The sequence below is a fragment of the Rhodococcus sp. DK176 genome (assembly GCF_038447315.2).
Classification (GTDB): domain Bacteria; phylum Actinomycetota; class Actinomycetes; order Mycobacteriales; family Mycobacteriaceae; genus Rhodococcus_F; species Rhodococcus_F jostii_A.
On record NZ_CP118321.2, the window covers coordinates 3,415,334 to 3,441,290 of the forward strand.

24 protein-coding genes and 2 pseudogenes are annotated in these 25,957 nt (G+C 66.0%); 14 read left to right on the forward strand and 12 right to left on the reverse strand.

The genetic code is table 11. The annotated features are described in order from the left end of the window. Nucleotides 1-214: 214 nt before the first annotated feature. Both PSR88_RS16100 and PSR88_RS16105 read left to right on the forward strand, forming a co-directional pair. A pseudogene (locus PSR88_RS16100) lies at nt 215-496 on the forward strand (winged helix-turn-helix transcriptional regulator); the annotation flags it as partial. A 141-nt stretch (nt 497-637) separates the two neighbouring features. Further along, nucleotides 638-886 (forward strand): annotated as a pseudogene (locus PSR88_RS16105) (dihydrolipoyl dehydrogenase); the annotation flags it as partial. Nucleotides 887-2,327: 1,441 nt separating this feature from the next. Here the strand turns inward: PSR88_RS16105 and PSR88_RS16110 are convergent. From PSR88_RS16110 to PSR88_RS16125, 4 genes are all read right to left on the reverse strand, one after another. After that, nucleotides 2,328-3,554, reverse strand: coding sequence for a saccharopine dehydrogenase NADP-binding domain-containing protein (locus tag PSR88_RS16110; protein ID WP_272943394.1), 1,227 nt, complete (start codon nt 3,552-3,554; stop codon nt 2,328-2,330). Continuing rightward, complete coding sequence (locus PSR88_RS16115; protein WP_411755669.1) at nt 3,551-4,201, reverse strand: helix-turn-helix transcriptional regulator; 651 nt, start codon at nt 4,199-4,201, stop codon at nt 3,551-3,553. Before PSR88_RS16115 ends, PSR88_RS16110 begins: the two co-directional genes overlap by 4 nt. Before the next feature lie 646 nt (nt 4,202-4,847). Further along, nucleotides 4,848-5,756 carry an SDR family oxidoreductase gene (locus PSR88_RS16120; RefSeq protein ID WP_016882042.1) on the reverse strand — a complete coding sequence of 303 codons (909 nt, stop codon included), beginning with the start codon at nt 5,754-5,756 and terminating at the stop codon, nt 4,848-4,850. 115 nt (nt 5,757-5,871) lie between these two features. Further along, the gene (locus PSR88_RS16125) at nt 5,872-6,576 is read right to left on the reverse strand and encodes a TetR/AcrR family transcriptional regulator (protein ID WP_016882041.1); all 705 of its coding nucleotides are present in this window, start codon (nt 6,574-6,576) and stop codon (nt 5,872-5,874) included. 177 nt (nt 6,577-6,753) lie between these two features. Between PSR88_RS16125 and PSR88_RS16130 the strand changes: the two genes are divergently transcribed. The 7 genes from PSR88_RS16130 to PSR88_RS16160 all read left to right on the forward strand — a co-directional run bounded on the left by PSR88_RS16130 (nt 6,754) and on the right by PSR88_RS16160 (nt 13,448). Next, on the forward strand, nt 6,754-7,719 hold the full coding sequence (locus PSR88_RS16130; protein ID WP_016882040.1) for an enoyl-CoA hydratase/isomerase family protein: 966 nt from the start codon (nt 6,754-6,756) through the stop codon (nt 7,717-7,719). Nucleotides 7,720-7,727: 8 nt separating this feature from the next. Continuing rightward, nucleotides 7,728-8,675, forward strand: a complete 948-nt coding sequence (locus tag PSR88_RS16135; RefSeq protein ID WP_016882039.1) for an alpha/beta hydrolase — start codon at nt 7,728-7,730, stop codon at nt 8,673-8,675. A gap of 11 nt (nt 8,676-8,686) precedes the next feature. Beyond that, on the forward strand, nt 8,687-10,162 hold the full coding sequence (locus tag PSR88_RS16140) for a class I adenylate-forming enzyme family protein (RefSeq protein ID WP_037196775.1): 1,476 nt from the start codon (nt 8,687-8,689) through the stop codon (nt 10,160-10,162). Nucleotides 10,163-10,191: 29 nt separating this feature from the next. Continuing rightward, nucleotides 10,192-11,436: an NADH:flavin oxidoreductase/NADH oxidase family protein gene (locus PSR88_RS16145; RefSeq protein WP_029538994.1), complete on the forward strand. Its 1,245-nt coding sequence runs from the start codon at nt 10,192-10,194 to the stop codon at nt 11,434-11,436. Between the two features lie 150 nt (nt 11,437-11,586). Continuing rightward, nucleotides 11,587-12,483 (forward strand): alpha/beta fold hydrolase, encoded by an 897-nt coding sequence (locus tag PSR88_RS16150; protein ID WP_157180144.1) that lies wholly within the window; start codon nt 11,587-11,589, stop codon nt 12,481-12,483. Between the two features lie 278 nt (nt 12,484-12,761). After that, nucleotides 12,762-13,133: a type II toxin-antitoxin system RelE/ParE family toxin gene (locus PSR88_RS16155; protein ID WP_029538992.1), complete on the forward strand. Its 372-nt coding sequence runs from the start codon at nt 12,762-12,764 to the stop codon at nt 13,131-13,133. Nucleotides 13,134-13,142: 9 nt separating this feature from the next. Then, nucleotides 13,143-13,448 carry an XRE family transcriptional regulator gene (locus tag PSR88_RS16160; RefSeq protein ID WP_037196773.1) on the forward strand — a complete coding sequence of 102 codons (306 nt, stop codon included), beginning with the start codon at nt 13,143-13,145 and terminating at the stop codon, nt 13,446-13,448. A 37-nt stretch (nt 13,449-13,485) separates the two neighbouring features. Here PSR88_RS16160 and PSR88_RS16165 read toward each other — a convergent pair whose 3' ends face one another. From PSR88_RS16165 to PSR88_RS16190, 6 genes are all read right to left on the reverse strand, one after another. Then, nucleotides 13,486-13,653 (reverse strand): hypothetical protein, encoded by a 168-nt coding sequence (locus tag PSR88_RS16165; RefSeq protein WP_016882032.1) that lies wholly within the window; start codon nt 13,651-13,653, stop codon nt 13,486-13,488. 411 nt (nt 13,654-14,064) lie between these two features. Next, the gene (locus tag PSR88_RS16170; protein ID WP_016882030.1) at nt 14,065-15,093 is read right to left on the reverse strand and encodes a substrate-binding domain-containing protein; all 1,029 of its coding nucleotides are present in this window, start codon (nt 15,091-15,093) and stop codon (nt 14,065-14,067) included. A gap of 64 nt (nt 15,094-15,157) precedes the next feature. Further along, nucleotides 15,158-15,517 (reverse strand): universal stress protein, encoded by a 360-nt coding sequence (locus PSR88_RS16175; RefSeq protein ID WP_016882029.1) that lies wholly within the window; start codon nt 15,515-15,517, stop codon nt 15,158-15,160. Nucleotides 15,518-15,567: 50 nt separating this feature from the next. Next, the gene (locus tag PSR88_RS16180) at nt 15,568-16,998 is read right to left on the reverse strand and encodes a sugar porter family MFS transporter (protein ID WP_016882028.1); all 1,431 of its coding nucleotides are present in this window, start codon (nt 16,996-16,998) and stop codon (nt 15,568-15,570) included. A 96-nt stretch (nt 16,999-17,094) separates the two neighbouring features. Further along, complete coding sequence (locus PSR88_RS16185) at nt 17,095-17,880, reverse strand: TIM barrel protein (RefSeq protein ID WP_016882027.1); 786 nt, start codon at nt 17,878-17,880, stop codon at nt 17,095-17,097. Further along, entirely contained in the window at nt 17,877-18,914 is a 1,038-nt protein-coding gene (locus tag PSR88_RS16190; protein WP_016882026.1) for a Gfo/Idh/MocA family oxidoreductase, read from the reverse strand. Before PSR88_RS16190 ends, PSR88_RS16185 begins: the two co-directional genes overlap by 4 nt. 138 nt (nt 18,915-19,052) lie before the next feature. Here PSR88_RS16190 and PSR88_RS16195 point away from each other — a divergent pair, with 138 nt between their 5' ends. From PSR88_RS16195 to PSR88_RS16210, 4 genes are all read left to right on the forward strand, one after another. Next, nucleotides 19,053-20,072, forward strand: coding sequence for a LacI family DNA-binding transcriptional regulator (locus tag PSR88_RS16195; protein WP_016882025.1), 1,020 nt, complete (start codon nt 19,053-19,055; stop codon nt 20,070-20,072). Nucleotides 20,073-20,817: 745 nt separating this feature from the next. Further along, entirely contained in the window at nt 20,818-21,432 is a 615-nt protein-coding gene (locus tag PSR88_RS16200; protein ID WP_016882024.1) for a hypothetical protein, read from the forward strand. Nucleotides 21,433-21,451: 19 nt separating this feature from the next. After that, nucleotides 21,452-22,066 (forward strand): RES family NAD+ phosphorylase, encoded by a 615-nt coding sequence (locus PSR88_RS16205; RefSeq protein WP_016882023.1) that lies wholly within the window; start codon nt 21,452-21,454, stop codon nt 22,064-22,066. Nucleotides 22,067-22,202: 136 nt separating this feature from the next. Continuing rightward, nucleotides 22,203-22,766, forward strand: a complete 564-nt coding sequence (locus PSR88_RS16210) for a hypothetical protein (RefSeq protein WP_016882022.1) — start codon at nt 22,203-22,205, stop codon at nt 22,764-22,766. A gap of 131 nt (nt 22,767-22,897) precedes the next feature. On the opposite strand, the gene PSR88_RS16215 is transcribed toward PSR88_RS16210, so the two are convergent. Together PSR88_RS16215 and PSR88_RS16220 are read right to left on the reverse strand one after the other, a co-directional pair. After that, the gene (locus PSR88_RS16215) at nt 22,898-23,245 is read right to left on the reverse strand and encodes a histone-like nucleoid-structuring protein Lsr2 (protein WP_029538988.1); all 348 of its coding nucleotides are present in this window, start codon (nt 23,243-23,245) and stop codon (nt 22,898-22,900) included. Between the two features lie 550 nt (nt 23,246-23,795). Further along, on the reverse strand, nt 23,796-24,041 hold the full coding sequence (locus PSR88_RS16220; RefSeq protein ID WP_016882020.1) for a helix-turn-helix transcriptional regulator: 246 nt from the start codon (nt 24,039-24,041) through the stop codon (nt 23,796-23,798). Between the two features lie 1,050 nt (nt 24,042-25,091). Here PSR88_RS16220 and PSR88_RS16225 point away from each other — a divergent pair. Further along, the gene (locus tag PSR88_RS16225) at nt 25,092-25,847 is read left to right on the forward strand and encodes an MBL fold metallo-hydrolase (protein ID WP_016882019.1); all 756 of its coding nucleotides are present in this window, start codon (nt 25,092-25,094) and stop codon (nt 25,845-25,847) included. The last annotated feature ends 110 nt before the right edge of the window (nt 25,848-25,957 follow it).

A 25,957-nucleotide genomic window follows, 5' to 3' on the forward strand; every position in this document is an offset into this window, starting at 1 on the left:
TCTTTCGCCAGCACAGTCGGCGCAGCCGCCGACATCCCTGACCGGGAGGAGGCCCAGCACGCCGTCGAACATGACCACGGCCTACGTGGTTGTCGATCCCGTAGTCGGTCAAGGTGAAACCACCCTATTTCCACGGTAACGAAGTTAGTTTTGATTTCCAACGGACTGGGTTGTGAGTTCCAACCCGCGTAACCTCGTCACCATGACATCGCAGATGCGTGCTTGTTCCACCGCTCGCACGCTGGAGCTTGTGGGCGCGAAATGGACACTGCTCGCCGTGCGTGAGCTGTTGCTCGGCAACCATCGGTTCGACGAGATCGCGCGCTACACCGGCGCCTCACGCGACATTCTCGCCACGCGACTACGCCGTCTCGAAGCTGAAGGCTTCGTCACCCGCGTTCGGTACGAGGAGCGACCGCCACGTTTCGAGTACCACCTCACGGACCTGGGTCACGCACTCGGCCCGATCATCACGACGATGAGTGAGTTCGGCGATCGCCATCTGGCAGGTGAATCAGGCGCGCCGACAAGGTTCGAGCACGCCTGCGGCGAGGAATACCACGCGGTCGCGGCGTGCAGGGCGTGCGGCCAGGTCGTACGTCGTGGTGAGGTCACTCGCCTCGACGCCCCTCCGCGACGGGGAGCGATCGCCATCGACGACTCCACGCGTACTTCGGTGCCTACCCCGTGCGTCCATCGGTGACGTGACTGCCAAGCTCCAACTCGCTGAAGAGCAAGCCCTAGCCGAGCAAACCAGCACGCGATGAGGGCGACGACGTGTAGGTGGCGAAGTTCCCCTTCGCCGTCAACGGCAACGCGCAAGGACTGAGCAAGCCCCTCGGGTTCGTCAAGATTGTCCGCTGATGCCGAGTTCGGACAACTGCTGCGCAGACGTGGGGCCTCAGGGCTTCCGTCGCGCGGAGTGGCCACACCCCACAACGCTCAGCGAAACGTTGCAAGGAACGGTTTCACGGACTTCACCGGCCACATGATCAGCCTCTGAATCCGTTCTCGCGCGGTCGGACTCGTTGCCGGTGTCTGTCCAGCATCGCGCGAACAGACAGGGCATATGAGCTCGCCGAGCCGATCCGGGTAGACCTCGGCACCGGGGCAGGATCGCTGTTTCCCTCATCGCCGTAGTAGCTATGATGGTTGGCGCCAGCGCCCCCTCCCTTCTACCCGGAGCGCAAGGACAACTGGAGCTCTCGGCGCGTGACGATCGCATTTGCGATGGACCTCGAGGGTCACCCGCTCACCGACCGGTTCAGCCCGCGTGACATGCACCGACCTGCACAGTCCCACAACTACGTTCGCGGCGCGGATCCCATTGCCCTGCAACAACTTCTTGATCTTGGACGGTAGGTTCGAAGATGCGCCTTGCTGCCATCGGTCACATTCATAGAGGATGCCTTTCGGCGTGCGGTTACCCCGACGCTGGCCGAGAGAGCCACACCCTTCAACTCGTGCTCGATGCCTCCCTTGATTCACGTTGCGCTTGGATGGCGGTGATCAGATCGGTGAAGGCCGCATCGGAGGAATCACCGCTAATCCCTGCCGGGCGACCGACCTGGCGTGCCGCGGTGACCGCATGGGTTCTGTAATCGGTCTTCGATTGGCGCTCACCGTGGATCCGGTGACCGGGCGTCGGGTAAACCTCACCGGGCCCAGACTCCGGTTGGATTCGACGCGAGTGCGACCTCGTTTCGGCACGTGTCGATCACTGAGCACATTCGACAGAACGTAATCGCCGCGCGGTGGCGGATGGAGCGCTGTGCCGGAGTTTCGACGCTCGTGTTCGCTGCGTCGGCGGTGTCGCCCCACAATTGCGGATTCCGGCGGCACAGTGCCCGGTTCCGGTCCGGTTCGATCACCGAGATGCTCCTGTCTGTGTCATCGGTGTGAGGGTCAACAATCAGCTGGGTTGAGGGGGTGGTGATCGGGTGCTCGGCCCAGCCGTGACAAGCGTGAGCTCGTGGCTGACACCGTCGACCGTCGCCCCAGGTAGCGAGCATCTGGCATCGATAATCTCGCCGACTGGCCGGCGGCGCCACCGATGTCGGCGATATCGTCCGTCGGTTGTTCGATTATCTCGACCAGCGCCTGGCAGGCGCATTCGGTGGCCCCCTCGCTAATTCGCGAGCGTAGGCAGGCCGTACATCGCGGATACCGCGCACAAGTCCCGACCTGCGCTCATGCCCGAAAGTCACGTCGACACGCATCAACGGCGGTAACCTTCCGCCACCGTTCGCTCAGAGTGACCGCTGGAAGACGTTGGCGCGGGCGCCCGGAGGGTCTGCCGCTGGTCGCCGGTCACCCGAATGCCCGATTCATACTTCGAGTTGTCGGGTCGGCATCCTCGTGTGGCCCACGCGGGCCGACGGTTCGTCGACGTCGTGGAGTCCGGCTTCGATGGCGCCGATTCGGAGGGTGTCGAGCCCGAAGGCCGCGATAGGACCGTGCACGCCGGGTGCGAGGACGGAATCCGGTGCTGCCGCGTGGACGGCGCCCCAGGCCAAGAGCGATGCCGTCATCTCATAGGGATCGGGTCCGGTCAGGGCTGTCGTGGCCAGAGCCCGACCGGAGTCGTCGCGCGCGACGGCGATGACCAGCGAACGGCCGTCGCTGTTCGGCTCGCGGTGCGATCCGGGGCGCCGCTCGGACAGCCAGGTCAGTGCGGCCCGCGCCGGCGCAGTCCGCAGGAGGGGCGCAGAGAGCGCGGTGGCCGTCCGTATCGGGCGCGTCCATCGCCCCAACCACCCCATGCACACGTCGATACTCTCCAGTTGGGGGAAGACTTCCGGCAGGCCGAGATGCTCGGAGCCGGCGACGGTCATCGCCGCACGGTTCATGCCCGCGTAGCGGAAGGTGCGCACACGCTTGCCGACGCGCTCGTCGACCAGGCGGGCGGGAGCCCCGGCGTGCGGGAGGCGGTGGGCGAACGCGTCATCGGCCGCCGCACTGACCAGCGTCTGCCGCGTGCCCCCGGTGGTCAGGGTGAAGACGTCATGCAGGCCGCTTCGGTAGCGCAGCGGGTCACCATGTCCGGCACGGGTGAGGAAGTAGCCGATCTCCATCCGGGTTGCCCGATCACCCGCACGCGTCAGCGCGAGCGCGCCGGCGAGGTTGCCCGGCACATAGTCGTAGCCGAACGCCGGCACGACGGACGCTCCGCGGGCGGCCGCGACGGAATCCAACTCGAAGGCACGCCGGACGAAGGTTCCCTCCCCGGTGGAGTCGAAGTAATGAGCCCCCGCCTGTGCCGCCGCGGTGACCGTCGCCAGACCGAGCTGCAAGAATGGCCCCACCGTAGAAATCACCACATCGGTGGGTTCCAGGAGCCGCGTAAGGTCGGGCGTCGAGGTGATATCCACCTGGGCCACGGGGATGTTGGCCTCGAAGCGGTCGGTCAGGGCCACCATTTTGGTGCGGTTTCGGCCGACCAAGGTCGGCGTCTCACCGCGTGCGAGCAGTTCTCGGAGCACTCGTTGCCCGGTATATCCTTCGCACCGAGCAATACAATTCTGCGTTGTTCCACGGTTTCGCCTTTCATTCACTGCCTGCTGACCGCGGACACCAGTTCTGACTCGTCACCGACAGGTGTCGACGGAACGTCTGTCGTGGAGGGGTTTATCCGTCGGGTGAAAGTGCTGGGGGTCGATCCGGTCCACCGCTTAAATGCTCGGCGGAAGGCCCGGGGATCGGAGAAGCCGAGTTCGAGGGCAAGCATCGTGATCGGTTTGCCTTGGAGCAGTTCCTCGACAGCTCGCGCGGCGAGGTGTTGATCGCGCAACTGACGTAGCGATACTCCCTCCCGACGCAACAACCGTCGAAGGTGCGACTGGCTGACGAACAAAGTTCGGGCGATGTCGGCGCCCGAGGTGGTACCGTCCTCGTGGGCTTCGAGCGCACGAAGTACCCGATCCCGGATCCGCGGGGCCGCGCTCGTCGCGGCAGGACCCTTCTCCAACGTGGCGCCCCCCTCGCACCTTCTGCGCGGCACCGGCTGCGGCAGCAGAAGGTGACCTTTCCGAGTTCCATCAGCTCGCGGCGCGGTCGACGAGATGCCGGTGTGCATAGCAGCCCGATCGACGAAGCGGGCTTCGGCCCTCGGCGATGCATGGCGTCTGGCGAATCGATGAGCAACGGAAGCTGACCGTCTCCAACTGACCAGGGAATTATCATCCGACCTTGATGACGACATTACCCTTTGCACGCTCCTGTTCAACGTAATACATTGCTGCTTGGACTGATTCGAAGTTACGGACCTGATTGACGATTGACGGCCGGACGTATTGCGTTGAGATACCGGGCCAGTTGAATCGCGAACGTGTCGACGCCGCCGGAGGAGGCATGGATCAGAACCTTCTGCTGCGCTTACAGGTTCGCCCTCTCGATCAACGCTTGCCACGCGGTCAAGCCGACCAGAGGGAGCGACGCCGCCTCTTCCATGGTGAGCTCTCGTGCTTGATCTCCACGTCTTCCTCGTGCACGGAATTGAATTCCGGGAATGTACCGATCCGACCTTGCCGGGGCCGCGCGTAGACCTCGTCGGCTGGTTTAAATCGCCGCACCGCGGGGGTCCGACACGGGCGATGACACCGGCCGGGTCATTGCCGAGGACGATCGGTTGATGATAGGGCAGAACAGGTTTGAGCTTCCACTTCAGGGTCTTCAGAACCAAGGGATTCAGACTCGCGATACGGTCTTTTGAACCGGGAGGTCATCTCTCGCAACTGCGGGGCGGGCATCTCGCTGCCCACACGCCGTCGTTGTTCCCATACCGGTCGAGAACGACAGCCTTCATCGTGTTTCTATCTCTTTCTACATGCGGACCACGGTGGTTTTCGCTAGATGCGTGCCGGGCTGCGCTGATCGTTTTCGGTGGCGTGCGGCAACTCTGGAACGAGTTGGTCGTTGCGGCCCAAGGCGGCAACTTCGGTCTCGAGGGACGGAATTGTCGTGGCGGAGAACCGCCTGGTCCACGGCCACACGACCGGAGAATTCAGCAGCGCCTTGGCCCAGTTGGCGACGGCGACCGCCCGGGGAACGTAGACCCGACTGCGCCGGTGCGCGAGCCCGTCCACGATGGCCGAGGCCGCTCGGTCGACACCGGTCGTGACGTTCCCCGGATACGGCAGGCGCCGGCGCATCTGCTGAAAAGAAGGAATGTCGACCTCGGCGCCCCGCACGAGGTCGGTGTCGATCCAGGACGGATGGACAAGACCGACGGTGATCCCGAGGTGGGCCACTTCCGCGCGATAGGCAAGTGCGAGCGACTCGACCCCGGCCTTACTCGCGCCGTAAGAGGCCAGACCGCCAATCGAGGTGAAGGACAGTGCGGATGCCACGATCAGCACGTGGCCCCGGCTGCGTTGCAGATGAGGTGTCGCATGCTTGAGGGTGCGGAATACGCCGTTCAGGTTGATGTCCACGACTCGCTCGAAGGACGCCTCGTCCGCGTGTCGCACCGTTCCGTAGGCGGCCACTCCGGCGTTGGCGACGACCATGTCGACGCCGTTCATGACATCGGCGCACTCGTCGATCGCGGACCGCAATCCCGCGCTGTCGCGCACGTCCGCCTCACACCAGTGCGCCGACGGGCCGAGTTCCTCGGAAAGGGCGCGCAGTCTGTCGGGTTCGAGACCGATCAGGGCGAGCCGAGCACCCTGCGCCGCGGCAAGGCGTGCTACCTGCTCGCCGATGCCGCGCGCGGCTCCGGTGACGATTACTTTGCGGCCCACGAGATCACGTTTCATGCGGCAACTGTAACTTCGTTATATGACGAAGGCAATGCCCCTGCTCCATCAACCTCCAGTCGGGATGAATCCGAGCCCCAGCAACGACTTCGCGCCGGGGCCCCGCGGTCTCGGCTCAGGCGCCCGCCGAGCTGTCCAAAGCGGGCCGGACCGAGTCGTACATGCGCACGGCCCTCTCGTGTGAGACCTCGGCACGTTCGCGCGTGTCGCCGAGGCCGACCGCAAAGTTCACGCCCATCGGCAGCAGCACCTGTCCCACCGCGTCGTCGAACTCGGCGAAGTGCTCGCCCAGCTCGAGAGTGATGTAGCCGTGCACGTAACTCCACAACTGCGCCGCGACCACCTCCGGGGCGTGGGGCTCGACCCTGCCGGAGCTCACCAACCGCGCACACGCGTCGGTGACGTGTGTGTAGGCATCACGGAAGGCCGGAGAATGTCCACTCAACCGCACGTCCGACTCCAACGGTCGGTAGGTGGCACGAGTGGAGAGTCCGAACATCAGGTCGTAGAGGTGGGGGTTCTCGCGCGCCACTTGCCGACACGTCAATGCCAGCGCGAACAGATCCACGACCGGATCCTCCGTCACAGGGACCTGGGAAAAGGCGGTGCCGAGTTCGGTGAATCCATGGTCTGCGACCGCGCGGACGAGCTCGGGGATGCCGCCGAAGTGGTGGTAGACGACCATCGTCGACAATCCGGCGGCGGACGCCACCGTCCGCGCCTTGATCGCGGACGGGCCCTGTTCGGCCAGCAGGCCGACCGTGGCCCGAATCAGCCGCTCCGGCACACCCTCGGGTGTGGTCGGCGACGTCTCTCCCATATCTCCACCTGACTTCGCATTTTCCGCCCGGTGGGCACCGAAGTGCCCGAGTGACCCTTGCCACCACCGCATAACATGGTTATAGTACGTCATAACGAAGTTACAGGTTGATGGCCGCTCCCACGGGTGCTCGCCGCACGTCCTTCCCCTTCCTCCCATTTACGGATGTGAAATCTCATGACACACGAAGACAAAGGCCATCTCGAGGTCGAGGACCGCGGGGACGTGCTGATCGTCCGCGTCGACGGCGGCCCGCACAGCTTGTTCGGCCTCGATATAGCCAACCAGCTCGAGGAGTTGGTGGACCGCGTCGACCGCGACGCGCACGTCCGTGCGGTCGTGTTCACCGGGACACGCCCCGGCCGGTTCGTCAGCCATGCGGATGTGCGGTGGCTGCAGGAAGAGGGTGCAGCGGTCCCGCCGCTGGGCCGTCGCGGTGCCTCCGCGATCGCGCGGGTGGCCAGAGGCGCGGATCGAGCCCGTCTTCTCGAGCCCGTGGTGCGCAGGACCCCGCTGTGGGGAGCGGTCCAACTCGACCGGCTGCACGCGACGTTTCTGAAGATGAACGCTAGTGGCGTCATCTTCGTTGCCGCCCTAAATGGTTCAGCCCTCGGCCTCGGCGCGGAATTCGCCTGGGCGTGCGACCTGCGGGTCATGGCCGACGGTGACTTCTTCATCGGCCAGCCCGAGATACTGCTGGGAATCAATCCGGGTGGTGGCGGTACCCAGCGCCTGACCCGACTGATCGGCACCCACCGCTCCCTGGTCGCCATCCTCGAAGGCAAGCCGTTCACACCCGCGCAGGCCCTCGCCAACGGAGCCGTCGACGAGGTCGTCGCCCCCGACGACGTGATCACGCGGGCGACCGAACTCGCCGAATACTTCGGTGCCCGCCCGAGGGAGGCGATCGCGGCGGTCAAGAGATCCGTGTACTTCGGCGGCTCGATGTCGCTGACGGAGGGTTTGCACGTCGAGCGCACCGAATTCCTCGGCACCGACCAATCCGAGGACGGCCAACAACTGATGCTCGACTACCTCGCAACCGCCGACGCCACCGGTGAGCTGCCCCTCTACAACCCCGACACCTACAAGCAGGCACTCGAATCGGGGCGCGTGCCCGGCGGCTCGACGAACGGACGATGAGACCAGCCATGGCCACCAAGAAACCCTACACCCGCCACGACGTCCTCTTCTCCTCCGGCGACAGCTCCTGCGCCGCATGGCTGTATCTGCCCACCGGCGTCACCTCACCGCCCGTCGTCATCCTCGGCCACGGCCTCGGCGCCACCCGCGACATGCGCCTAGACGCCTTCGCCGAACGCTTCGCCAAGGCCGGCATCGCCGCCTTCGCGTTCACCTATCGGCACTTCGGTGACAGCGGCGGCCATCCCCGCCAGTTGCTGTCGATCAAGCGCCAACTCGCCGACTGGGACGCCGCCATCTCCTGGGTCAAGGCTCGCCGCGGTCTCGACAGCACACGCATCGCGGTCTGGGGCAGCTCCTTCGGCGGTGGCCACGCCATCACCGTCGCGTCACGCCATCCGGAACTGCGGGCGGCGGTCGCCCAATGCCCGTTCACCGACGGTCTCGCCTCCGCGCTCGCACTCGGCCCGGCCGCCTCAGTGAAGGCCTCCCCCGTGGTCGCCCGGGATCTGGTGGCCAAAGTTCGTCGCATTGCGCCGGTCATGATTCCGCTCGCCGGGCCCCCCGGTTCACTGGCCCTGATGAACGCCCCGGACGCACTGCCCGGCTACCAGGCGATCGTGCCGGACGGGACGACGTTCCGGAACGAGGTAGCGGCCCGGGTGATTCCCAGTCTCGTTACCTACCGGCCCGGGCGCGCGGCCAAGAAGATCGACTTCCCGATCCTGTTCTGCGTGAGCAACACCGACACCGTCACCCCACCCGACCAAACCCTCCGATACGCGCGGACCGCACCACGAGGCGAGATCAAGACCTACGACGCCGGCCACTTCGACTTCTACCTCGGCGAACCCTTCGAGGCCTTGGTCCGTGACCAGATCGAGTTCCTCACCCGCCACCTCGATCCCGCACCCGCGACACCCACTGCCGGCCGAATCGCACCGCACCGAAGGTGAGTACACCCACCGTGAATTTCGCATCGCTGCCCGACCACCGCGCCGATCTCGACCCGCACGGGCCGGCAATCTCCGACCCCGCCGGCTCGCTCACCAACGCTCAGCTGCTGAGCCGGGTCCGCGCGGCGGCCCGTCATCTCCAGGACCTGGGAATCGGCACGGGAGATGTCGTGGCCTTGAAGCTGACGAACCGCACCGAGTTCGTGGTGTTGCTGTTCGCGACCTGGCGACTCGGCGCCACCATCACCCCGGTCAACCCGACCCTGACCGACATCGAGGTCGCTCGCCAACTCGCCGACTCCGCCGCCCGGCTGCTCGTCGTCGAGGACGGCTGGGCGGGTGCAGGAGATGGCGGTGTCGCCACTCTCGCCGTCGACGAGCTGTTCCAGGAGGCGACCGAGTCCGATCCCACATCACCTGCGGACTCGTCCGCACTCGCCCTGCTGATTTACACCAGCGGCACGACCGGGGTGCCGAAGGGCGTGATGCTCGACCACACCAACATCGACGCCATGGCCGAGATGGGTGTGCAGGCGCTGCAGCTGGGGCCGGCCGACCGATGCCTGCTGATCCTGCCGCTTTTCCACGTCAACGGCATCGTCGTCAGCGTCCTCACCCCGCTACTCGCCGGCGCGAGCGTCGTCATCGCCGGCCGATTCGATCCCCGAACCTTCTTCGACCTCGTCGAATCCGAACGCCCCACCTACTTCAGCGCGGTGCCGACGATCTACAGCATCCTGGCGGCGCTTCCGGCCGATGTTCGGCCCGACACGTCCTCACTGCGGTTCGGCATCTGTGGCGCCGCACCCGCCTCAGCGGAGTTGCTGACCCGGTTCGAGGACCGGTACGGGTTTCCCCTCCTCGAGGGCTACGGGCTGTCCGAAGGAACGTGCGCCTCCACTCTCAACCCGGTCTCGGGGCCTCGGCGCGCCGGATCGGTGGGGATCGCGTTCCCGGGTCAGAAGATTCGCGTCGTCGACGAGAACGGCGTCGAACTGGGCCCCGGGGTGGACGGCGAGGTTCTCGTGCGCGGCCCCAATGTGATGCGCGGCTACCTCGGCCGTCCCGAGGACACCGCACGGACCGTCATCGACGGATGGCTGCACACGGGCGATGTCGGCCACCTCGATCCGGAGGGCTACCTGACACTGGTGGGGCGCTCGAAAGACATGATCATCCGCGGCGGGGAGAACATCTATCCCAAGGAAATCGAGGACGTCCTCGCCGGTGACCCGTCCGTGCTCGAGGCCGCCGTCATCGGCGTACCCGACACCATCTGGGGTGAGGTCGTCGTCGCCTATGTCCAGCCGACACCGGGTTCGACCGTCGATCCCGCTGCGTTGCAAGCGCTCTGCGCGCGCAAACTCAGCCGCTACAAGCGCCCCACCGCGCTCGACGTGGTGGACACCATCGCCAAGAACGCGGTCGGCAAGATCGACAAGGTTGCACTGCGGGCCGCCCACACAGCGCTCTCTGCAACGTCGTGACCAACGAATCCGTCTGAAAGGAAACCTCTATGACGTCCCTCCACGACCCATTGCCACTGCCTTGCGGCCAGGTGCTCCCGAACCGCATCATGAAGGCCGCGTTGAGCGAAGCGCTCGGCGACGCGCGGAACGCTCCCGACGGCCGCCTCGAGCGGCTCTACACCACCTGGAGTCGAGGCGGGTACGGCCTACTCGTCACCGGCAACGTCATGATCGACCGCACCCAGCTCGGTGAGCCGGGCAACATCGTCATCGAGGACGAACGCGACCTCGACGCACTGACAAGCTGGGCCAAGACGACCAAAGATGCCGCCGTCCCGATCTGGGTGCAACTCAACCATCCGGGACGCCAGTCGAACCCGCTGGCGCTCGGGCACACTCCCGTCGCCCCCAGCGCGGTCCCGCTCGATATTCCCGGCGCGGTAACCCCGCGTGAGCTGACTCCCGGCGAGATCGAGGACATCATCGAACGTTTCGCCGCCGCCGCTCTCGTTTGCGAGACAGCGGGTTTCGACGGCGTGCAAATTCACGGTGCACACGGCTACCTCGTCGCCCAGTTCCTCTCACCGCTGACGAACCGGCGCGACGACGACTGGGGCGGTGACCCGGAGCGGCGGATGCGGTTCGTCCTCGAGGTCGTGCGCCGCATCCGCGCGAGGGTGTCGCCCGGCTTCGCGGTCGGCATCAAACTCAACTCGGCCGACTTCCAACGCGGCGGATTCACCGAGGACGAGTCGCGCGCCGTGGTCGCGGCACTGGCGCAGGAAGGACTCGACCTCATCGAGGTCAGCGGCGGAAGCTACGAGTCCCCCGCCATGATGGGCACCGCCGCGGCCAGTACACGCGCCCGCGAGGCCTATTTCCTCGAGTACGCCCGCACGGTCCGCACCCTGGCAGGAAATGTCCCGCTGGCGGTCACCGGCGGTTTCCGCTCCCGCACCGCCATGGATCAGGCGATCGGGGCCGGCGAATGCGATGTCGTCGGTATCGGCCGACCCACCGCAACGACCACCGACGCTGCCGACGTGATTCTCACCGGGCGAACCGACACCCTCACCACACACCAACAGCGATCCGGGATGCGAGACGTCCTGGGCCGGGTGATCGACATCAAGGCCCTCGACGGGATCCTCGACCTCGGCTGGCACACCGACCAGCTGCACCGCATCAGCGCCGGTCTCGAACCCGACCTGAATCGGGGGCGCCTCGCCACCACGGTGGCGCTGCTGCGCCGCAACGGCCGGACAACCCTGCGCCCCACACGCGGCGGCTGAAGCAACTGCCCTCCCCCACTCCTCCCGGCGACTTCGCCACCGGTACGCGGCCACCCCTGTGCCCACGGTTGTCCCCGGCAGCAGGGCAGGAGTCGGCCGAGAAACGCTCAGGTCAAACCGTGGCAGAACACGCCGTTGATTGGAGAAACGATGAACCAGCAAGCGCCACCCAGAACTGCAAACACGTCTCAAGCGCCACCCAGAACTGCGAACACGTCTCCGACCCTTTCCGTCGACGTCGACGGAAAGCGGTTCGCCTATCGCGAGTTCGGGCCGAGCACCGGCGTGCCCGTTGTCTTCCTGCACCACTTCACCGCGGTCCTCGACGACTGGGACCCGCGTGTCATCGACGGAATCGCATCGGAACGTCGCGTGATTACCTTCGACAACCGCGGGATCGGCGCAAGTGAAGGTCACACGCCCACCACCGTCGCGGCCATGGCCGACGACGCAATCGCCATCATCCGAGCACTCGGCCTCGAGCAAGTCGACCTGATGGGATTCTCCCTCGGGGGATTCATCGCGCAGGTGATCGCGGCGCAGCAGCCTGCGCTGGTCCGCCGGATCATCCTCGCCGGCACAGGCGCAGCCGGCGGTAACGGCGTCGGCAACATCACGGTGAAACTTCTCGGCGACACCGTGCACGGGCTGCTCACCCGCACAGACCCCAAGCGCTACCTCTTCTTCACCAGGACCGCCAACGGCAAGGCAGCGGCAACGGCCTATATGGACCGGCTCACCGAACGCACCCACGACCGCGTCAACCCCACCTCATCTCGGTCAGTCGCCGCGCAGATCCTCGCGATTCGGCGATGGGGAGCGCAGGATCCCATGGACCTGGGCTCGATCGAGCACCCCGTGCTCGTCGCGAACGGAGAGGACGACCGAATGCTCCCGACGCGGGCTTCGTTCGACCTCGCCCACCGCCTCCCGAACGCCTCGCTCCGGATCTACCCGGACGCCGGTCATGGCGGCGTGTTCCAACACCACGAACAGTTCGTCCAGGAGGTGCTGAAATTCCTTCGCCCACCGCACGGACCTACCTAGAGCACCCGGTCACACCCGCGCTATCGCAGCGGCCGCCGTACCGTCTGGCAAACCAAGACACCGAGATCATCGCAGGACGGATTTGAGCCGCCGAGGCCGCCCGGATCACCGGGTGATCATGACGGCCGTCCTGGCAGCGCGGACGAGACCAAACTGCAGCTCGTTACGATCGCCGGCCCGAGAGTCACCACGGACATTTCGCACACCCAATGATGGCCGAGTACGAGACGTCCTGGCACTGACCGTCAGGGAACGCTAATGAAGTTGGTGAAACCCCCATGTCTGGCGGGCAGGTCCTTGAGTGCTTCGTTGATCTTTTCCAGTGGGAATGTGTGATGCTCGAGCGTGGAAAGGTCGAGTTGGCCGGTGCCGACGAGGTCGGCCATGTCTTGGGCTTCGGCGGTGGAAAACCACGCACTCCCGAGGATCGTGAGCTGATTCGTCATCACCGAAATCAGAACATGAAGGAACTGCGGCCGGGGTCGAGTGGCCGTTCGGAGCTGCGGGTGCTGTTCGCGTTCGACCCCGAACGAAAGGCGATCCTGCTGGTCGCCGGCAACAAGGCCGGACAGTGGAAGAGCTGGTACAAGGTCAACATCCCGATCGCCGATGACCGCTTCGCGGCCCATCTCGACGAGTTGGAAGGGTAGGTGAACACGATGGCAAAGAGTCTCGAGCAGATGCTCGCCGAGCGTCCTGTCGATCGCGGCGCGGTCGAGGCACACAAGGCCCGCATGATCGAGCAGGTGCGGGCGTATCGACTTCAGGAGCTGCGCGAATCGGTGGCACTGACACAGAAACAGCTGGCCGAGCGGCTCGGAGTCGGGCAGAACCGCGTGTCCAACATCGAGCACGGCGACCTCGAGCGTGTTCAGATCGACACGTTGCGCCGGTACGTCGAAGCCGTCGGCGGAGCACTTCGCGTCGAAGTCGAACTTGGCGACGAGCGCTTCCAGATCGCGTAGTACCCGAACTCTGCGATTGCGGTCGGCTGCTTCGGAATCACGTTTCGTTCGGGACATCGACGGGCCCGGTGGCGGGATCTTGCTCGGCCGCGAAGGTCGCTCGCGCAAGGCCCAGGTAACGTTCGGCTTCCGCACGGCTGCGGGCCTGGATGTCGTAACCGAGGCGTGTGACGATCTCTGCCGGCGTGATGTCGAACCTCTCCATCGCATCGTGATCGTCCAGAAACCAAGCCGCGGCCTCCCGCTCGCCGGACGACCAGGGTTCGGCAGCCCTCCACCCGCACCGGTCCACGGCTCGGGCGCGGGCAACCCAGTCGGCGAGCCGATTCCGGCGCAGGGCGTCGACGCCTCCGTTCGCCTCAGGTCAACCGGCCCACTAGCAGGTTCTTGGACTGCCCCCGTTCTCCCGCTCGAACACGATGTTGGCGAACGTCGATGTGTGGTTTGAGAGCTCTCGGTGGAGATCATTCAAGGTGTCATACGGCCCGAGTTCAAGGGTGTGGACCTCGAAGGTGTGGTCTCTACTCATCTCGAAGACGGTACGGTCCCTACTCGCACTCAGGTACGGGCTCGGTCGTTTGTTAGCGGTGAAGGATGGTGTGCCGAGCATCTGTGTTCAGCGGGTTCCGGCCTTTGCGTATTCGGCGATCGAGTCGATGTTGGACTGGTCGATGAAGGCGGGACCGGTCAGGGTCGGCGCACCGCCCCCGATGACGTTCCCGTTGTTCAGGTACAGCCACAGTGAGTCGACGGCCAGGTAGCCCTGCAGGAACGGCTGCTGGTCGACTGCCCATTGGATGTCTCCGGATTTGATCGCGTCGACCAGTTCGGCGTTCGTGTCGAAGGTGACCACTTTCGCGTCGCTGCCCGCGTTGCTCACCGACTGGACGGCGGTGAGTGCGATCGGTGCCCCCAGCGTGAGGACGCGGTCGATGCCGGGGTCCTGCTGCAGTTTCGCGGTGATGGTGGCTTCGACGGACGGCATGTCCTTGCCGTTGACGTTGAGGATTTCGGTTTGACCGGAGAATCCCTTCGTCGCGCCGGCGCATCGTGCCTCGAGGCCGACGTGGCCTTGCTCCTGGATGACGCAGAGTGTCTTGCGGGCCCCGTCCTCGGTGAGCCGCTGTCCGGCGGCTTCACCGGCGATCGCCTCGTCCTGCCCGAAGTATTCCTTGACGCCCAGCGGCTTCCAGGCATCGAGGCCGGAGTTGAGCGCGACCAACGGTATTCCGGCAGCGTCCGCACTCGCCGCGGCGGTGCGCATCGCGTCGGGTTTTGCCAGCGTGACAGCGATGCCGTCGACCTGGCTGTCGATGGCACTCTGGACGAGGTTGGCCTGATTCGGTGCCTCGGGATCCGAGGAGTAACGCAGTTCGATGTTGTCCTTGGCCGCGGCGGTCTCGGCGCCCTTGCGGACCAGGTCCCAGAAGGAGTCTCCGGGCACTTCGTGGGTGATCATGGCGATTGTCAACCGGGGGGTGTCGGCGGATCCCGCCGACATTCCGCTGCCGGCCGATTCGGGCTTGCCGCCCGTGGCCGAGCATCCGGCAAGTGCGACGATCACTGCACTCGCACCGGCTACGGCGGTGAACCTGTGTGCGTGTCGTCGCGGCCTCGTCGACGACGCAGCGTTGGACCTGGTCATGGCCTTGCTCCTTGTTGTGTGGGTGTGGCGGGGCGCCGTCGGATGAAGTAGCCCTTCGCGGGTTCTAATCCTCGGGGGGTTTGATCGCGAGCACGGGTATCGGGGCGCTCAGGAGCAGGCGTTGGCTGACGCTGCCGAGGAGGGCCTTGCCCACCGCGCTGCGCCGTTTGACTCCGATGACCAGGCGAGTGGCGTTGCGGTCGGTGATTTCGTCGAGAACGGCGTCCACGGGATCTCGGTCGTCTCGCCCGTGGCGGTCGACGACGGTGACCGTCACGGCGGGGTCGTGTGCGGGGATGTCGAGGGTGGTCAGTCCCAGGTTGACGACCACCAGTTCTGCGGCAAGGTGTTTGGCCTCGGTGACTGCTGCGGTGAAGGCGTGTCTGCCCTCCGCGCTGTCGGGTACGGCGACGATGACTGTCATGGCGTCCTTGTCTGTGGGTGCGGGGTGTCGGCGGTGGCCGGGTGCACGGGTCAGCGGAAGTGGCCTCGGGCGAATGCTTCCTCGAGTTCTTCGAGGGAGCGTCCGCTGGTGTTGGGCAACATTTTCCACAGGAAGCCGATGCATACGAGGCCGAGGACGAAGAACACGAGGTACGAGCCGGTGAGGCCGGTGATGCTGAGCATGATCGGGAAACCGTAGGTCAGGACGGCGTTGGTCATCCACAGCATCAGGACGGCGACGCCCATCCCGAATCCGCGCATCCGCAGGGGGAACATTTCGGAGAGGCAGACCCAGACCGGGACGTTGAGCATCATCTGCATGGAGAAGACGAACAGGCCGATGATCGCGAGAATGATGTAGGCCTTTGCGGTGCCTTCGGGGAGCAGCCATGCGGCACACACGATCAGGCCGTGGCAGATGGTGGTCGCGATGAAACCGCTGATGATCAGCGTGCGACGGGGGATGCGGTCGATCAGTACCCACAGGCAGATGATCGAGCCGACCACACCGAGAACGCCGGGGACGGCGGCATTGACGATCAGTGCGGTGTTCGGGTCGAATCCGGCGGTGATCAGCAACTGCTGGCCGTAGTACAGCACCGAGTTGATGCCGGTGCACTGCTGGGCGATCGCGAGACCGACGGCGGCGATCAGCAGGCGCCGCACCCACGGGACGGCCAGGTCCACCAGGCCCCCGGTCTGAGCTTCCCTTTCCTCCTCGGCGAGGTGCTCGACCTCGGCCATCTCCGCGCGCGCCCGGTCCTCGGTGCGCACCTGTATCAGCACCGCCAGCGCGTCGTCGTGCCGCTGTTTCGAGATCAGCCAGCGCGGGGACTCGGGCATCCGCAGCATGCCGAAGAACAGGACGACGGCCGGGATGGCGCAGACGGCCAGCATGTACCGCCACACACCCTCGTGATCGCCCCAGATGTTGGCGATGACGGCGTTGACGACGAACGCGAGCAGCTGCCCGAAGACGATCACCAGCTCGTTGCGGCCGCTGAGCGCACCGCGGCGTTCGGTCGGCGCCAACTCGGCCAGATAGACCGGGACGGTGACCGAGGCTCCTCCCACCGCGAGTCCGAGCACGAACCGCGCCGGCAGCATGACTTCGAGGTTCGGGGCGAACACGGCGCCGAAGGTGCCGACGAAGAAGACCAAGGCGAGGATGGTCAGGGTCTTCTTGCGGCCGATCCTGTCGTTGAGCCGGCCGCAGGCCAGGGCGCCGATCGCGGCGCCGACGAGCAGGACGGCGCCGATCAGACCCTCGGTGAACGAGGTGAGTCCGAGATCGTGCGTCATCGGCTCGAGGGCGCCGTTGAGAACGCCCGTGTCGTAGCCGAAGAGTAGCCCGCCGAAGGTGGCGACGACGGCGATCAGGTCGAGGCGACGCTGATGCGGTCCGGGTCGCAGCGGCGGTAGCGAGACGCTCGCTGATGTGAGTGGTATGCCATGAGACACAGCGGTTCTCCAGTTTCTGCCCACAGGGCGATGAGGATGGGGCGCGACAGCGGCCCTCGCGCGTGGGCGGGAGTTGCCCGGACGGGCGGGATGGTGTCAGCGGGCCCGGGCGAAGGCCGTTTCGAATGCGTCCAGTGCGGCGTCCGAGTCGCCTGATGCCCATGCCTCGAGGCCGACGACGCCGGTGTAGCCGATCCGCTTCAGCGCGGCCGCGACTCCCGCGTAATTGATCTCGCCGGTGCCCGGCTCGCAGCGGCCGGGCACGTCCGCGACCTGAATCTCACCGATGTACGGCAGGGCCTCGGTGACCAGGTCGATCAGGTTTCCCTCGCCGATCTGCGCGTGGTAGAGGTCGAGGTTCAGTCGGAGGTTCGGGTGGTCGACTGCACGGACCAGGGCGAGGGTGTCGGCCGCGGTGGCGAACGGTGTGCCGGGGTGATCGACCGCGAGGTTGAGGTTCTCGAGCACGAACGTGCGGCCCGCGGCGGCGCCGAGTTCGGCCACTTTTTGGAGGGTGTCCGCGGCGGCGAGCCACATCGCGGGGGTCACCACCTGGACCGGCCGAACCGGGAGGCCGCCGTCACCGAGACCGGTTCCGTGCAGGTTCAGCCGCGGGCAGTCGAGACGTTCGGCCACCTCGAGGGACCGGTGCGCGCTGGCGAGCAGCTCCGCTATTCCCTCGGGCTCGGTCAGGTTTCCGGTGAGATAGCCGGTCATAGAGGAGAATTTGGCGCCGGATCCGGCGAGAGCATCGATGTCCTTGCTCGACCAGTCCCAGATCTCCACGAGCAGTCCGCGATCGGCGATCCGCTTGATCCGGTCGACCACCGGCAGATCGAGGTACAACATCTCGGCGCAGGCGGCCAGCGCGACCCCGGTCATGCCGTCACCTCCGCGACGAGGTCGGCGATCTCGACGGCGCGGCCGGTGGCAGCGCTGCGGACCGCGGCGAGGGCGACGCTCAGGGCGATGCGGGCGTCGGTGCCGGTCACCGGTGCGGGCGTTCCGGTCCGGATCGCGCGGGTGAACGCGACGAATTCGGCGAGGTAGGCGCTGCGCAGCAAGTCTGTGTCGCGGCGGGCGGTGTCGATACCGATCCCCTCCGGTCCGTAGTATGTCATGTCGCTGGCGCGGCCGTTGCCGGCGGTGACCATGCCGCCCGAGCCGAAGACCTCCGCGCGCACGTCGTATCCGTAGAGTGCGCTGAAGCTCGCCTCGGCGGTCGCGATCGCCCCGTTGTCGAATTCGATCGTCACGACCGCGGTATCACGATGTCCCGCGGCTTTGGCGTCCGGGCGGATCAGGGCGTCGGCGAGTGCGGTCACCCGGACCGGTCGCGCGCCCGGGTTGAGGAAGCACAGTGCGTCGAAATCGTGAATCAGTGTCTCCAAGAATATAGTTCCCGGCGGAATCCGCGCCGGATCGGCCGAGAACGGGCCCGGATCGCGGGTCACCGATCGCAGCAACTGCGGGGTCCCGACGCGGCCGGCGTCGATCGCGGCACGAGCGGCGACCCATCCGGGTGCGAACCGCCGGTTGAACCCGACCTGCAGCACCACACCGGCATCGGCGGCGGCCGCGATCGCCCGGTCGGCCTCGTCGAGGGTCACCGCCATCGGCTTCTCGACGAACATGTGCTTTCCGGCCGCGGCAGCCTGGGCGACGAGGTCCGCGTGCGTGCGGGCGGGGGTGGTGATCAGGACCGCGTCGACATCCGATCGATCGAGTACCGCCTGAGTCGACCGTTCCACCACGGAGACGTCGAGGTCATCGGCAAGACGGTCCGCGTTCGGCGTGGGATCGGCGACGGCGACGAGCGTGGCGCCGGGGACGTGGCGGGCGACGAGCTCGGCGTGGTTCGAGCCGATCCGGCCTGCGCCGATCAACGCCAGACGTACCGGGGTGTTGGTAGACATGTGATGCTCCGACCTGGGAAGATAGGGACTAGTACGTTCTACTAGTACGTTCTAGTTCTGAATGTTAGGTGGATCACGTCCCGCGGTCAAGGCCCACGCTTGGGCCCGTGCGACGATGACGCGGAAAGGAGCACGACGATGGCAGCGGTACAGACCGGTCACGGTGGTGATCGCCGCCCGACCATGGCCGACGTCGCCGCGGCCGCGGGGGTCTCCACGGCTCTGGTGTCGATCGTGATGCGCGAAGCGCCCGGCGCGAGCGACGCGACGAGGGAACGGGTGCGCCAGGTCGCGGACGACCTGGGATACGTGCCCGACCGCCGCGCCCAGAAGCTCCGGCAATCGCGCTCGCGGCTGATCGGCGTCACCTTCGAAGTGCAGCAACCCTTCCACGGCGACCTGGTGGAGCGACTGTATCCAGCCGCCGCCGCACACGGCTACGACCTGGCGCTCAGCTGCGTCGCACCCAGCCGAGACGAACACGCGGCGATCGGCGACCTGATCCGCGACCGATGCGAGGCGGCCATTCTGCTCGGCTCACGGATGCGGGCACCTGACCTGGCCACCCTGGCGGCGCGGATGCCCACCCAGGTCGTGGCACGTCCGTCCGGTACCGACCTCGTCGGATCGGTCCGCACCGACGACACCGCAGGAATCGTCGCCGCGGTCGATCATCTGGTTACCCTCGGCCACCGGCGAATCCTGCACATCACCGGCGGTGACGCACCCGGAAGCGCCGAACGCGTCACCGGGTTCACGACACGGATGGCCACCCACGGACTAGCCCAGGGCGCCCGTGTCGTCGCCGGCGGACCCACCGAAACCGACGGCGCCCGCGCGATCACCGAAGGACTCGAACACGGCGAACAACCAACCGGGGTAATCGCATTCAACGACCGATGCGCCATCGGCGTCCTCGACCTACTGCTCCGCCGCGGAATCCGCGCCCCCGACCACATCTCGGTCCTCGGCTACGACGACTCACGGCTCTCACAGCTCACTCACATCAGCCTGTCCACCATCGCACAGGACGCCGACCGGATCGCCGACGAAGTAGTGACAAACCTCGCCCGACAGATCGCCGGCGGGCCTCCGAGCGAGACCATCCTGCCCCCGCGATTGATACCCCGAGACACCACCGGCCCAGCTCCCAGCTGAGCAGGAACCTTACTCCAGTGGGTGAGGCCGTTGGCGGTTAGCGGAGCGCCATCAGGGCACCGGATGACGATCCCCATTCGGAGATGAGCGCCCACCGCTGCGGTCACGTGCTGAGCGCGGATCTCGCCCCGGCGGTGCAGGTTCCGCTTCCCGTCGACCAGCAACTGTCGAAAATCGGATGCTGCGCTAGCTACTCCGGAATTCCCACGCGTGAGAAGCCCGGCCTACTTACGCTTCATGGCATGGCCCGCGAACCAGCCTTCGATCGTTGGCCGATTCAAGATTCCGAGATCATCGAGTTTCAGCTGGAGACCAACGCGGCAGAGGCGGGTCCTGTGGAGGATCCGGGCCCCGCGGATTGTCAGCGGCAGGGCACCCAGCCATCGCTCGGCGGTTCATGCGGGGGTTGCCCGGTTGAGATCGCCGAAGCATCTGCCAGCGAGGTCATCGCCCTAGTTTGCGGACCCACCCCATACTCGTTGCCCTTGTCGACGCCTCCTGTCCGATGATTTGCCTCTCACCGTGGCGGATCGTTTCCCCTGGTCACAACTCGTTCGCACGGACCGCGGCAAGGCGCCGGCAGCTGCGTACGAGTGGCATCTGTCGGGAGCGGCCCGGGTGCGGGTCAGTTCGGCAGGCCATACATCCGGGCCACTCTCCGCGGCTCTCCCCTCCAGCACGGATCTACGGTAGACTTCTATATAGAATTGAGGTTGAGGGTACCTGCCGGGCACCGAGGAGGGACATGGCGCACAAGACCGCAGGCTCGGGCTCCGAGTCCGATCCGCAACCACAGCGCAGCGGCGTGAGCGACCACGAGTTTATCGCCCGCATGCGAGCCGAGCTGTACAAAAGGCCGAGCATGCGACTGGTCGCCGACCGGGTCACCCACATCATGCTGGCCGGACGGATCGATCGAGACGACCCGATCCTCGAACTCATCGAATCGGACGACATCCTCGACGAGAAGACGGTGCTCAGCGACGCCGTCGAACGCATCCTGTCGTTCCCGCACCTCTCCGCCAAAGAGGTCGCGGACACCTACGACAAGAACTGGGCCAACCCCAGCGATGCGCTGCGCAAACTCAGCGCCAAAGGCGAGGTCATCGGGCTCAAGCGGGCCGGGAAGTTCCGGTATCCGGAGTTTCAGTTCTCCCAGCCCGAGGAGGCGACCCAGGTCGTACGGGAAGCCAACGTGGCCCTCGGCGCCCGGGACGATCCGTGGGGTGTCGCGTCGTGGTGGCTCTCGCCGAACCCGTCGGCCGCAGACCGCAAGTCCCCGGTCCAACTGCTCGACGAGGGATCCTATGACGTCGTGCGCGCGTTGCTGCGCGCCGAGATCGCCGACGACCTTGCCTAACCGCCCACCACCGGTATCGGTGACCGCGCACGTCGGGTCGCTCACCGCCGGAACCAAGCTCTGGCGCATCCACTCCGCCGACCCGAACCGGGGCGCCCTGACCCTGAATCCGACCCCGGCGGGAGCGGGCGGCGGACGGTTCGACTCCCCCGACGGGTCGTACCACTACTCCTATTTCGGGGAGGACATCTCCACCTGCATCGCGGAGACCTACTGCCGGTCGCTGCCGCTCGATGATCACATGCCGAGGATCCTGCGCAAGGCCAAGCTGGCCGGTCGAGTCCTGTCCCAGGTCACCGTCACCGACGACGTCCCGGTCGCCTTGGTGCACGGCTCACATCTGGCGGCGATCGGTCAGGACACCTGGCTGACCAAATGCGACCCCATCGACTACCCGATCACCCGGGACTGGGCAGCATCCATCCTGCACGGGACCGCAGGGGTGCTCGGTATCAAATACCGGGCACGCAACGACGAAGACAGGTTCTCCGTCGTCATGACCATCACACCCAGTGCCGGTGTGGGGCTGCACGACCTGATGACCGTCTCCCGGGGCCCGATCAAGCTCGATGACCGAGCCGGGGTGGAGCTGGTCAGATCCCATCTCGCACAATACAACGCAACACTCATCTAAGTGTCGACGCCGATCTCCCACCGTCTGTGACTGGCGTGGGGCGTGGGAGATGAACCCAGGAAAAGCCCACCGTCAGTACAGTATTGTTCCCTGCTCATCAACGAGACCATGACAGACCACCTATCGAAGGATATCCATGGGACGCTCGAAGAAGGCAACGCAGGCCACCCAGGCCGCGAAGAAGAGGCGGAACAAGGCCAAACGACAGGCCCGCGGTACGAACCCGATCGCGAATGTGAGCTTCCCCGACTCCAGGGCGATGGTTCTCAGCAACCCCTTCGACGCGACCGCACAGCGGGCGCTCATCGAACTGGCACCGAAGCTGACCGTCGAGGAGTACCACAAAATCCGGAACACTGACGACAACCCGAAGCCGGATGAGTACGACCTTGTCGATCCCACCCTCACGCGGATACTCACCCGTCGCCGTGAGTGGGAGAGCTACGAAGACGGGACGTGGGATCACGTTCCGAACCGGGACCACGTCGCGACAGCCTGGGGTGAGTTCGCCCAACCATTACACATCGCGGTCAGCTTTACCGCTGCCGATGGACCCCGGTGGGAGGTCCACTATCCCTCCCCGGACGAGGACTTTCGCGCCCCTGCCGAGACCTACACCAGCCGAGACGCCCTCCTCGCCGAACTCGACCGACTCGAACACCTGGGCCACCAGCCGATAGATACCCGACCAATTCCCTAACCGGCCGTCAGCACGTCGGGCTGTGCCGCCGTCGACCTTTAGCCGACCCCTTCAGGATTGTCGACGCGGACCGGCCACCTGGGGTCCCATAGACCGTTGTTCGGCGCCGCCCTCGGACGGGAGATGCGGCGTCAGTGGGCGTCGTGGAAGGCTTGGACGATCTCGGCGCGGACCCGGCCCCGAGAGGACACCTCGTAGCCGTGTTCTGTCGCCCACTCCCGAATCTTCTTGACCTCGCCCGTCCTCGGAGTCGATCCGATCGGATCCGTTACCCGATTCGAGCGGCGCTTCCTGCCTCCGACCCTCCTGGAATGAGCAATCCAGTAGTCGAGGGCGTCGCGGAACTCCTTGGCGTGCTCGCCCTTTAGATCGATCTCGTACTCGACGCCATCAACCGCGTAGTTGATGCTCTCCCCGTCGTCGCCGAACACGGTCCCGTCGATATCGTCCACCAACTCCACCACAGCCCTACGTGCCACGGGTTCCACTCCCACCTTCATCGATACGAAGGAATCAACAGTACTCGCGCGGACTACCGCATTACTGCTAGCTACGCTAGCGATGATTGCATCGCACCAAAATGCCGGCGATCAGGCTCGGCGTCGCACAGCACCCTGCTGCCATCGTGTGCGAGGGGCCGCCGCCGGAATCCTTCGAGGGTCCTCATCACCAGCGCCACCCGGCTTTTCACCGGACAATCCCACCGCAAGCACCCCACGCCACTTCGTCGCTATGACCTAATTCGAGCGCCGGTCGCCGTACCGCCCCTCCGATCGCCCCGTCCGACGACCGACCCAGGAAGCCGCAGAAGCACTCTCGGGCCTACGTGTGCGGCACTATCGGCGCCCGTCGGGGCGGATGCACGTCGGGCTGCCGCAAACCCATGTGTTCGCCGCCGCCTGCGCCCACCTCCGCTCCCCCGGGCAGGGAGCCCGCTGGCGTAGTGCGGCCCAGCCCCATCCAGGTGCAGGTGGGCGAACTCCCGCGGACCGGAGTCCAGGTCTTCGGTGTCGCAAAAGTGACAGGTGATCACTCGGCGCGGCGCCGGCGCGACTTGGGAATGTCGGTGCGCGCGCCCTGACCGGGTCTGTTGTTCGCCCACGCGACGATTTCCGAGCGCTTCCACAGCGGGGTGCGGCCGATCTTCTCCACCGGCGCCGGCGCTTGCCCGCGGGAGACGTACCCGCGGAACGTCGAGACCGACAGCTCGGTACCGGTCTCCTCTTTGATCAGGTCGATGACCTGGTCGGTGGTCAGTCGATGCGGGTTCGCCATCTGGTGAGAGTCCTTCCTGTTCATCGCCTTCTCGGCGAGGCGGGTGGCAGTTCGGGTTGCAGTCCGGCGGTCGACCCGACAGACCGGCCGCGACACGACGCACGGCGGTGCGGGACTCTCGTCGGAGGGACCCGACAACGGCGTACTTGTACTGCCCGCACACGCGTTCGGGGGTCTGAAAGCGGTCCCTACCCTCCAACACTACAGCGCTAAATTGCAAGGTTCGGAACCCCTGGGAGAGGAGGCCTCCGGCTGGGGACACGACACGTCCCCGAACATCATCTGTCACTCCTCGAGCCGAAGGACCTGCTCGCTTGCGACAACAATGTCGACATGTCGTTGTCCTCACGGCCGATCTCGCGCACACTCTTTGCCGAGCGTGCGCACGGAAAATTCCACGTCGACGGTCCGCAGCCAATCGGTCAGGGGTGTCTCCGCGCGCAGCTGCCGCAGCGAGAACGACCTGCCCCGCCGGGGAGGGACAGATCAGTGCCGACTCGCCGGGGCAGTGACGGCACGCGGCATGGCACCGCCGTCGCACGTCCCGACATGGCCGTAGACGTAGACCTCCCGTGCGACCATGAGCTCACCCGGCGCCACACCTGGCCCCACCGCATGCCAGGCAGCATCGGGCAGGAGGCCACGTCCCGCCGAAGGTGAGAAGAAGTGCCCACAGTCACATCGCACGAACTCAGGCGCCACGACCTTCCTCATACCCGCCCCCACCGGTCACACCGAAACCGCTGAGCGCAAAACGCATTCCACATATGACGCCGTCGAGGAGCCTGCACCGCCGGTGGCACGGACACGGCGACACGGCCATCAACTCAGCGACAGATCGCCCCCTACGCCACCGTGTCAACCCCGTCGCCGCCTCGACCACGTACCCTGCCCGCTGGAGTAAGCACACAGGAGGAGAGACTGCATGGGGGTCGGATCGGTGCACGGAACACTCGTCGACTATGACGGCATGGACTATCGATGAGTGTCGGGCGCGCAGGTCACGACAGATGTGCGACAGGGCTTCGGCATGCCGGCTGTGGTCACGCGATGAAGCCCCACACCGTAGAGATCGCCGACGGCGTGTTCTTTGTGCACTCCGAGATGGTCAACTGGGTGCTGCTCACCGAAGGCGACGCGGTGACCGTGATCGACACCGGGTACCCGGGTCAGCCTGGCGAGGTCGAGGAATCGATCCGGGCTATCGGGCGGGACCCGCACGGCATCGAGGCCGTGCTCATCACCCACGCCCACGTCGACCACATCGGCAGCGCACAGTATCTCTCCGACACCTACGGGGCGCCGGTACTGGTACACCCCGACGAGGCCGCTCACGCCCGCCGGGAATGCCACGAGGTCGCGACACCCTGGGATGTGCTCAGCAATATCTGGCGACCCGGGGTCCTGCCCTGGGCAACAAAGCTGATTCGGCTGGGCGGCACTGCCAAGTACGGCATCGACTCCCCCACCCCGATGCCCGTACCCGGCGCCCTGACCTGCCCGGGCGCCCCGGTCCCGGTTCTCGCGCCCGGCCACACCTCCGGACACACCATCTACCACCTTCCCGATCGCGGTGTGGTGATCTCCGGGGACGCCCTGATCACCGGGCACCTGACCTCACCGATCTCCGGGCCCCAACTGCTGCCGCAATGGTTCGACCACGACCGCGGCACGGCCGCGGAGTCGCTGCGCATCATCGGAGAGTTGGACGCCGACATTCTCCTGCCCGGACACGGGCCGATCCATCGCGGCTCCGTCGCCGAAGCGGCCGCAACCGCACGAGAACGCGTCGGCGCCGCGCGGTGAGATCGGATCGCACTGACGCGAGAACTTTCGTTCCCACAGGGTCTTCGCGCACCACCTGGCCCGACGAACGGCGACACGTCGGGCCTGTCTGCCCTCATTGCAAGTAAGGC

Coding starts and splice junctions, on each gene's coding strand:
- PSR88_RS16160 (WP_037196773.1), top strand. CDS start 13,143: ATGGCAAAGAGTCTCGAGCAGATGCTCGCCGAGCGTCCTGTCGATCGC.
- PSR88_RS16200 (WP_016882024.1), top strand. CDS start 20,818: ATGGCGCACAAGACCGCAGGCTCGGGCTCCGAGTCCGATCCGCAACCA.
- PSR88_RS16175 (WP_016882029.1), bottom strand. CDS start 15,517: ATGACAGTCATCGTCGCCGTACCCGACAGCGCGGAGGGCAGACACGCC.
- PSR88_RS16115 (WP_411755669.1), bottom strand. CDS start 4,201: ATGTCGTCATCAAGGTCGGATGATAATTCCCTGGTCAGTTGGAGACGG.
- PSR88_RS16150 (WP_157180144.1), top strand. CDS start 11,587: ATGAACCAGCAAGCGCCACCCAGAACTGCAAACACGTCTCAAGCGCCA.
- PSR88_RS16155 (WP_029538992.1), top strand. CDS start 12,762: ATGTCTGGCGGGCAGGTCCTTGAGTGCTTCGTTGATCTTTTCCAGTGG.
- PSR88_RS16120 (WP_016882042.1), bottom strand. CDS start 5,756: ATGAAACGTGATCTCGTGGGCCGCAAAGTAATCGTCACCGGAGCCGCG.
- PSR88_RS16220 (WP_016882020.1), bottom strand. CDS start 24,041: ATGGCGAACCCGCATCGACTGACCACCGACCAGGTCATCGACCTGATC.
- PSR88_RS16195 (WP_016882025.1), top strand. CDS start 19,053: ATGGCAGCGGTACAGACCGGTCACGGTGGTGATCGCCGCCCGACCATG.
- PSR88_RS16135 (WP_016882039.1), top strand. CDS start 7,728: ATGGCCACCAAGAAACCCTACACCCGCCACGACGTCCTCTTCTCCTCC.
- PSR88_RS16210 (WP_016882022.1), top strand. CDS start 22,203: ATGGGACGCTCGAAGAAGGCAACGCAGGCCACCCAGGCCGCGAAGAAG.
- PSR88_RS16145 (WP_029538994.1), top strand. CDS start 10,192: ATGACGTCCCTCCACGACCCATTGCCACTGCCTTGCGGCCAGGTGCTC.
- PSR88_RS16185 (WP_016882027.1), bottom strand. CDS start 17,880: ATGACCGGGGTCGCGCTGGCCGCCTGCGCCGAGATGTTGTACCTCGAT.
- PSR88_RS16125 (WP_016882041.1), bottom strand. CDS start 6,576: ATGGGAGAGACGTCGCCGACCACACCCGAGGGTGTGCCGGAGCGGCTG.
- PSR88_RS16190 (WP_016882026.1), bottom strand. CDS start 18,914: ATGTCTACCAACACCCCGGTACGTCTGGCGTTGATCGGCGCAGGCCGG.
- PSR88_RS16130 (WP_016882040.1), top strand. CDS start 6,754: ATGACACACGAAGACAAAGGCCATCTCGAGGTCGAGGACCGCGGGGAC.
- PSR88_RS16170 (WP_016882030.1), bottom strand. CDS start 15,093: ATGACCAGGTCCAACGCTGCGTCGTCGACGAGGCCGCGACGACACGCA.
- PSR88_RS16225 (WP_016882019.1), top strand. CDS start 25,092: ATGAAGCCCCACACCGTAGAGATCGCCGACGGCGTGTTCTTTGTGCAC.
- PSR88_RS16165 (WP_016882032.1), bottom strand. CDS start 13,653: ATGGAGAGGTTCGACATCACGCCGGCAGAGATCGTCACACGCCTCGGT.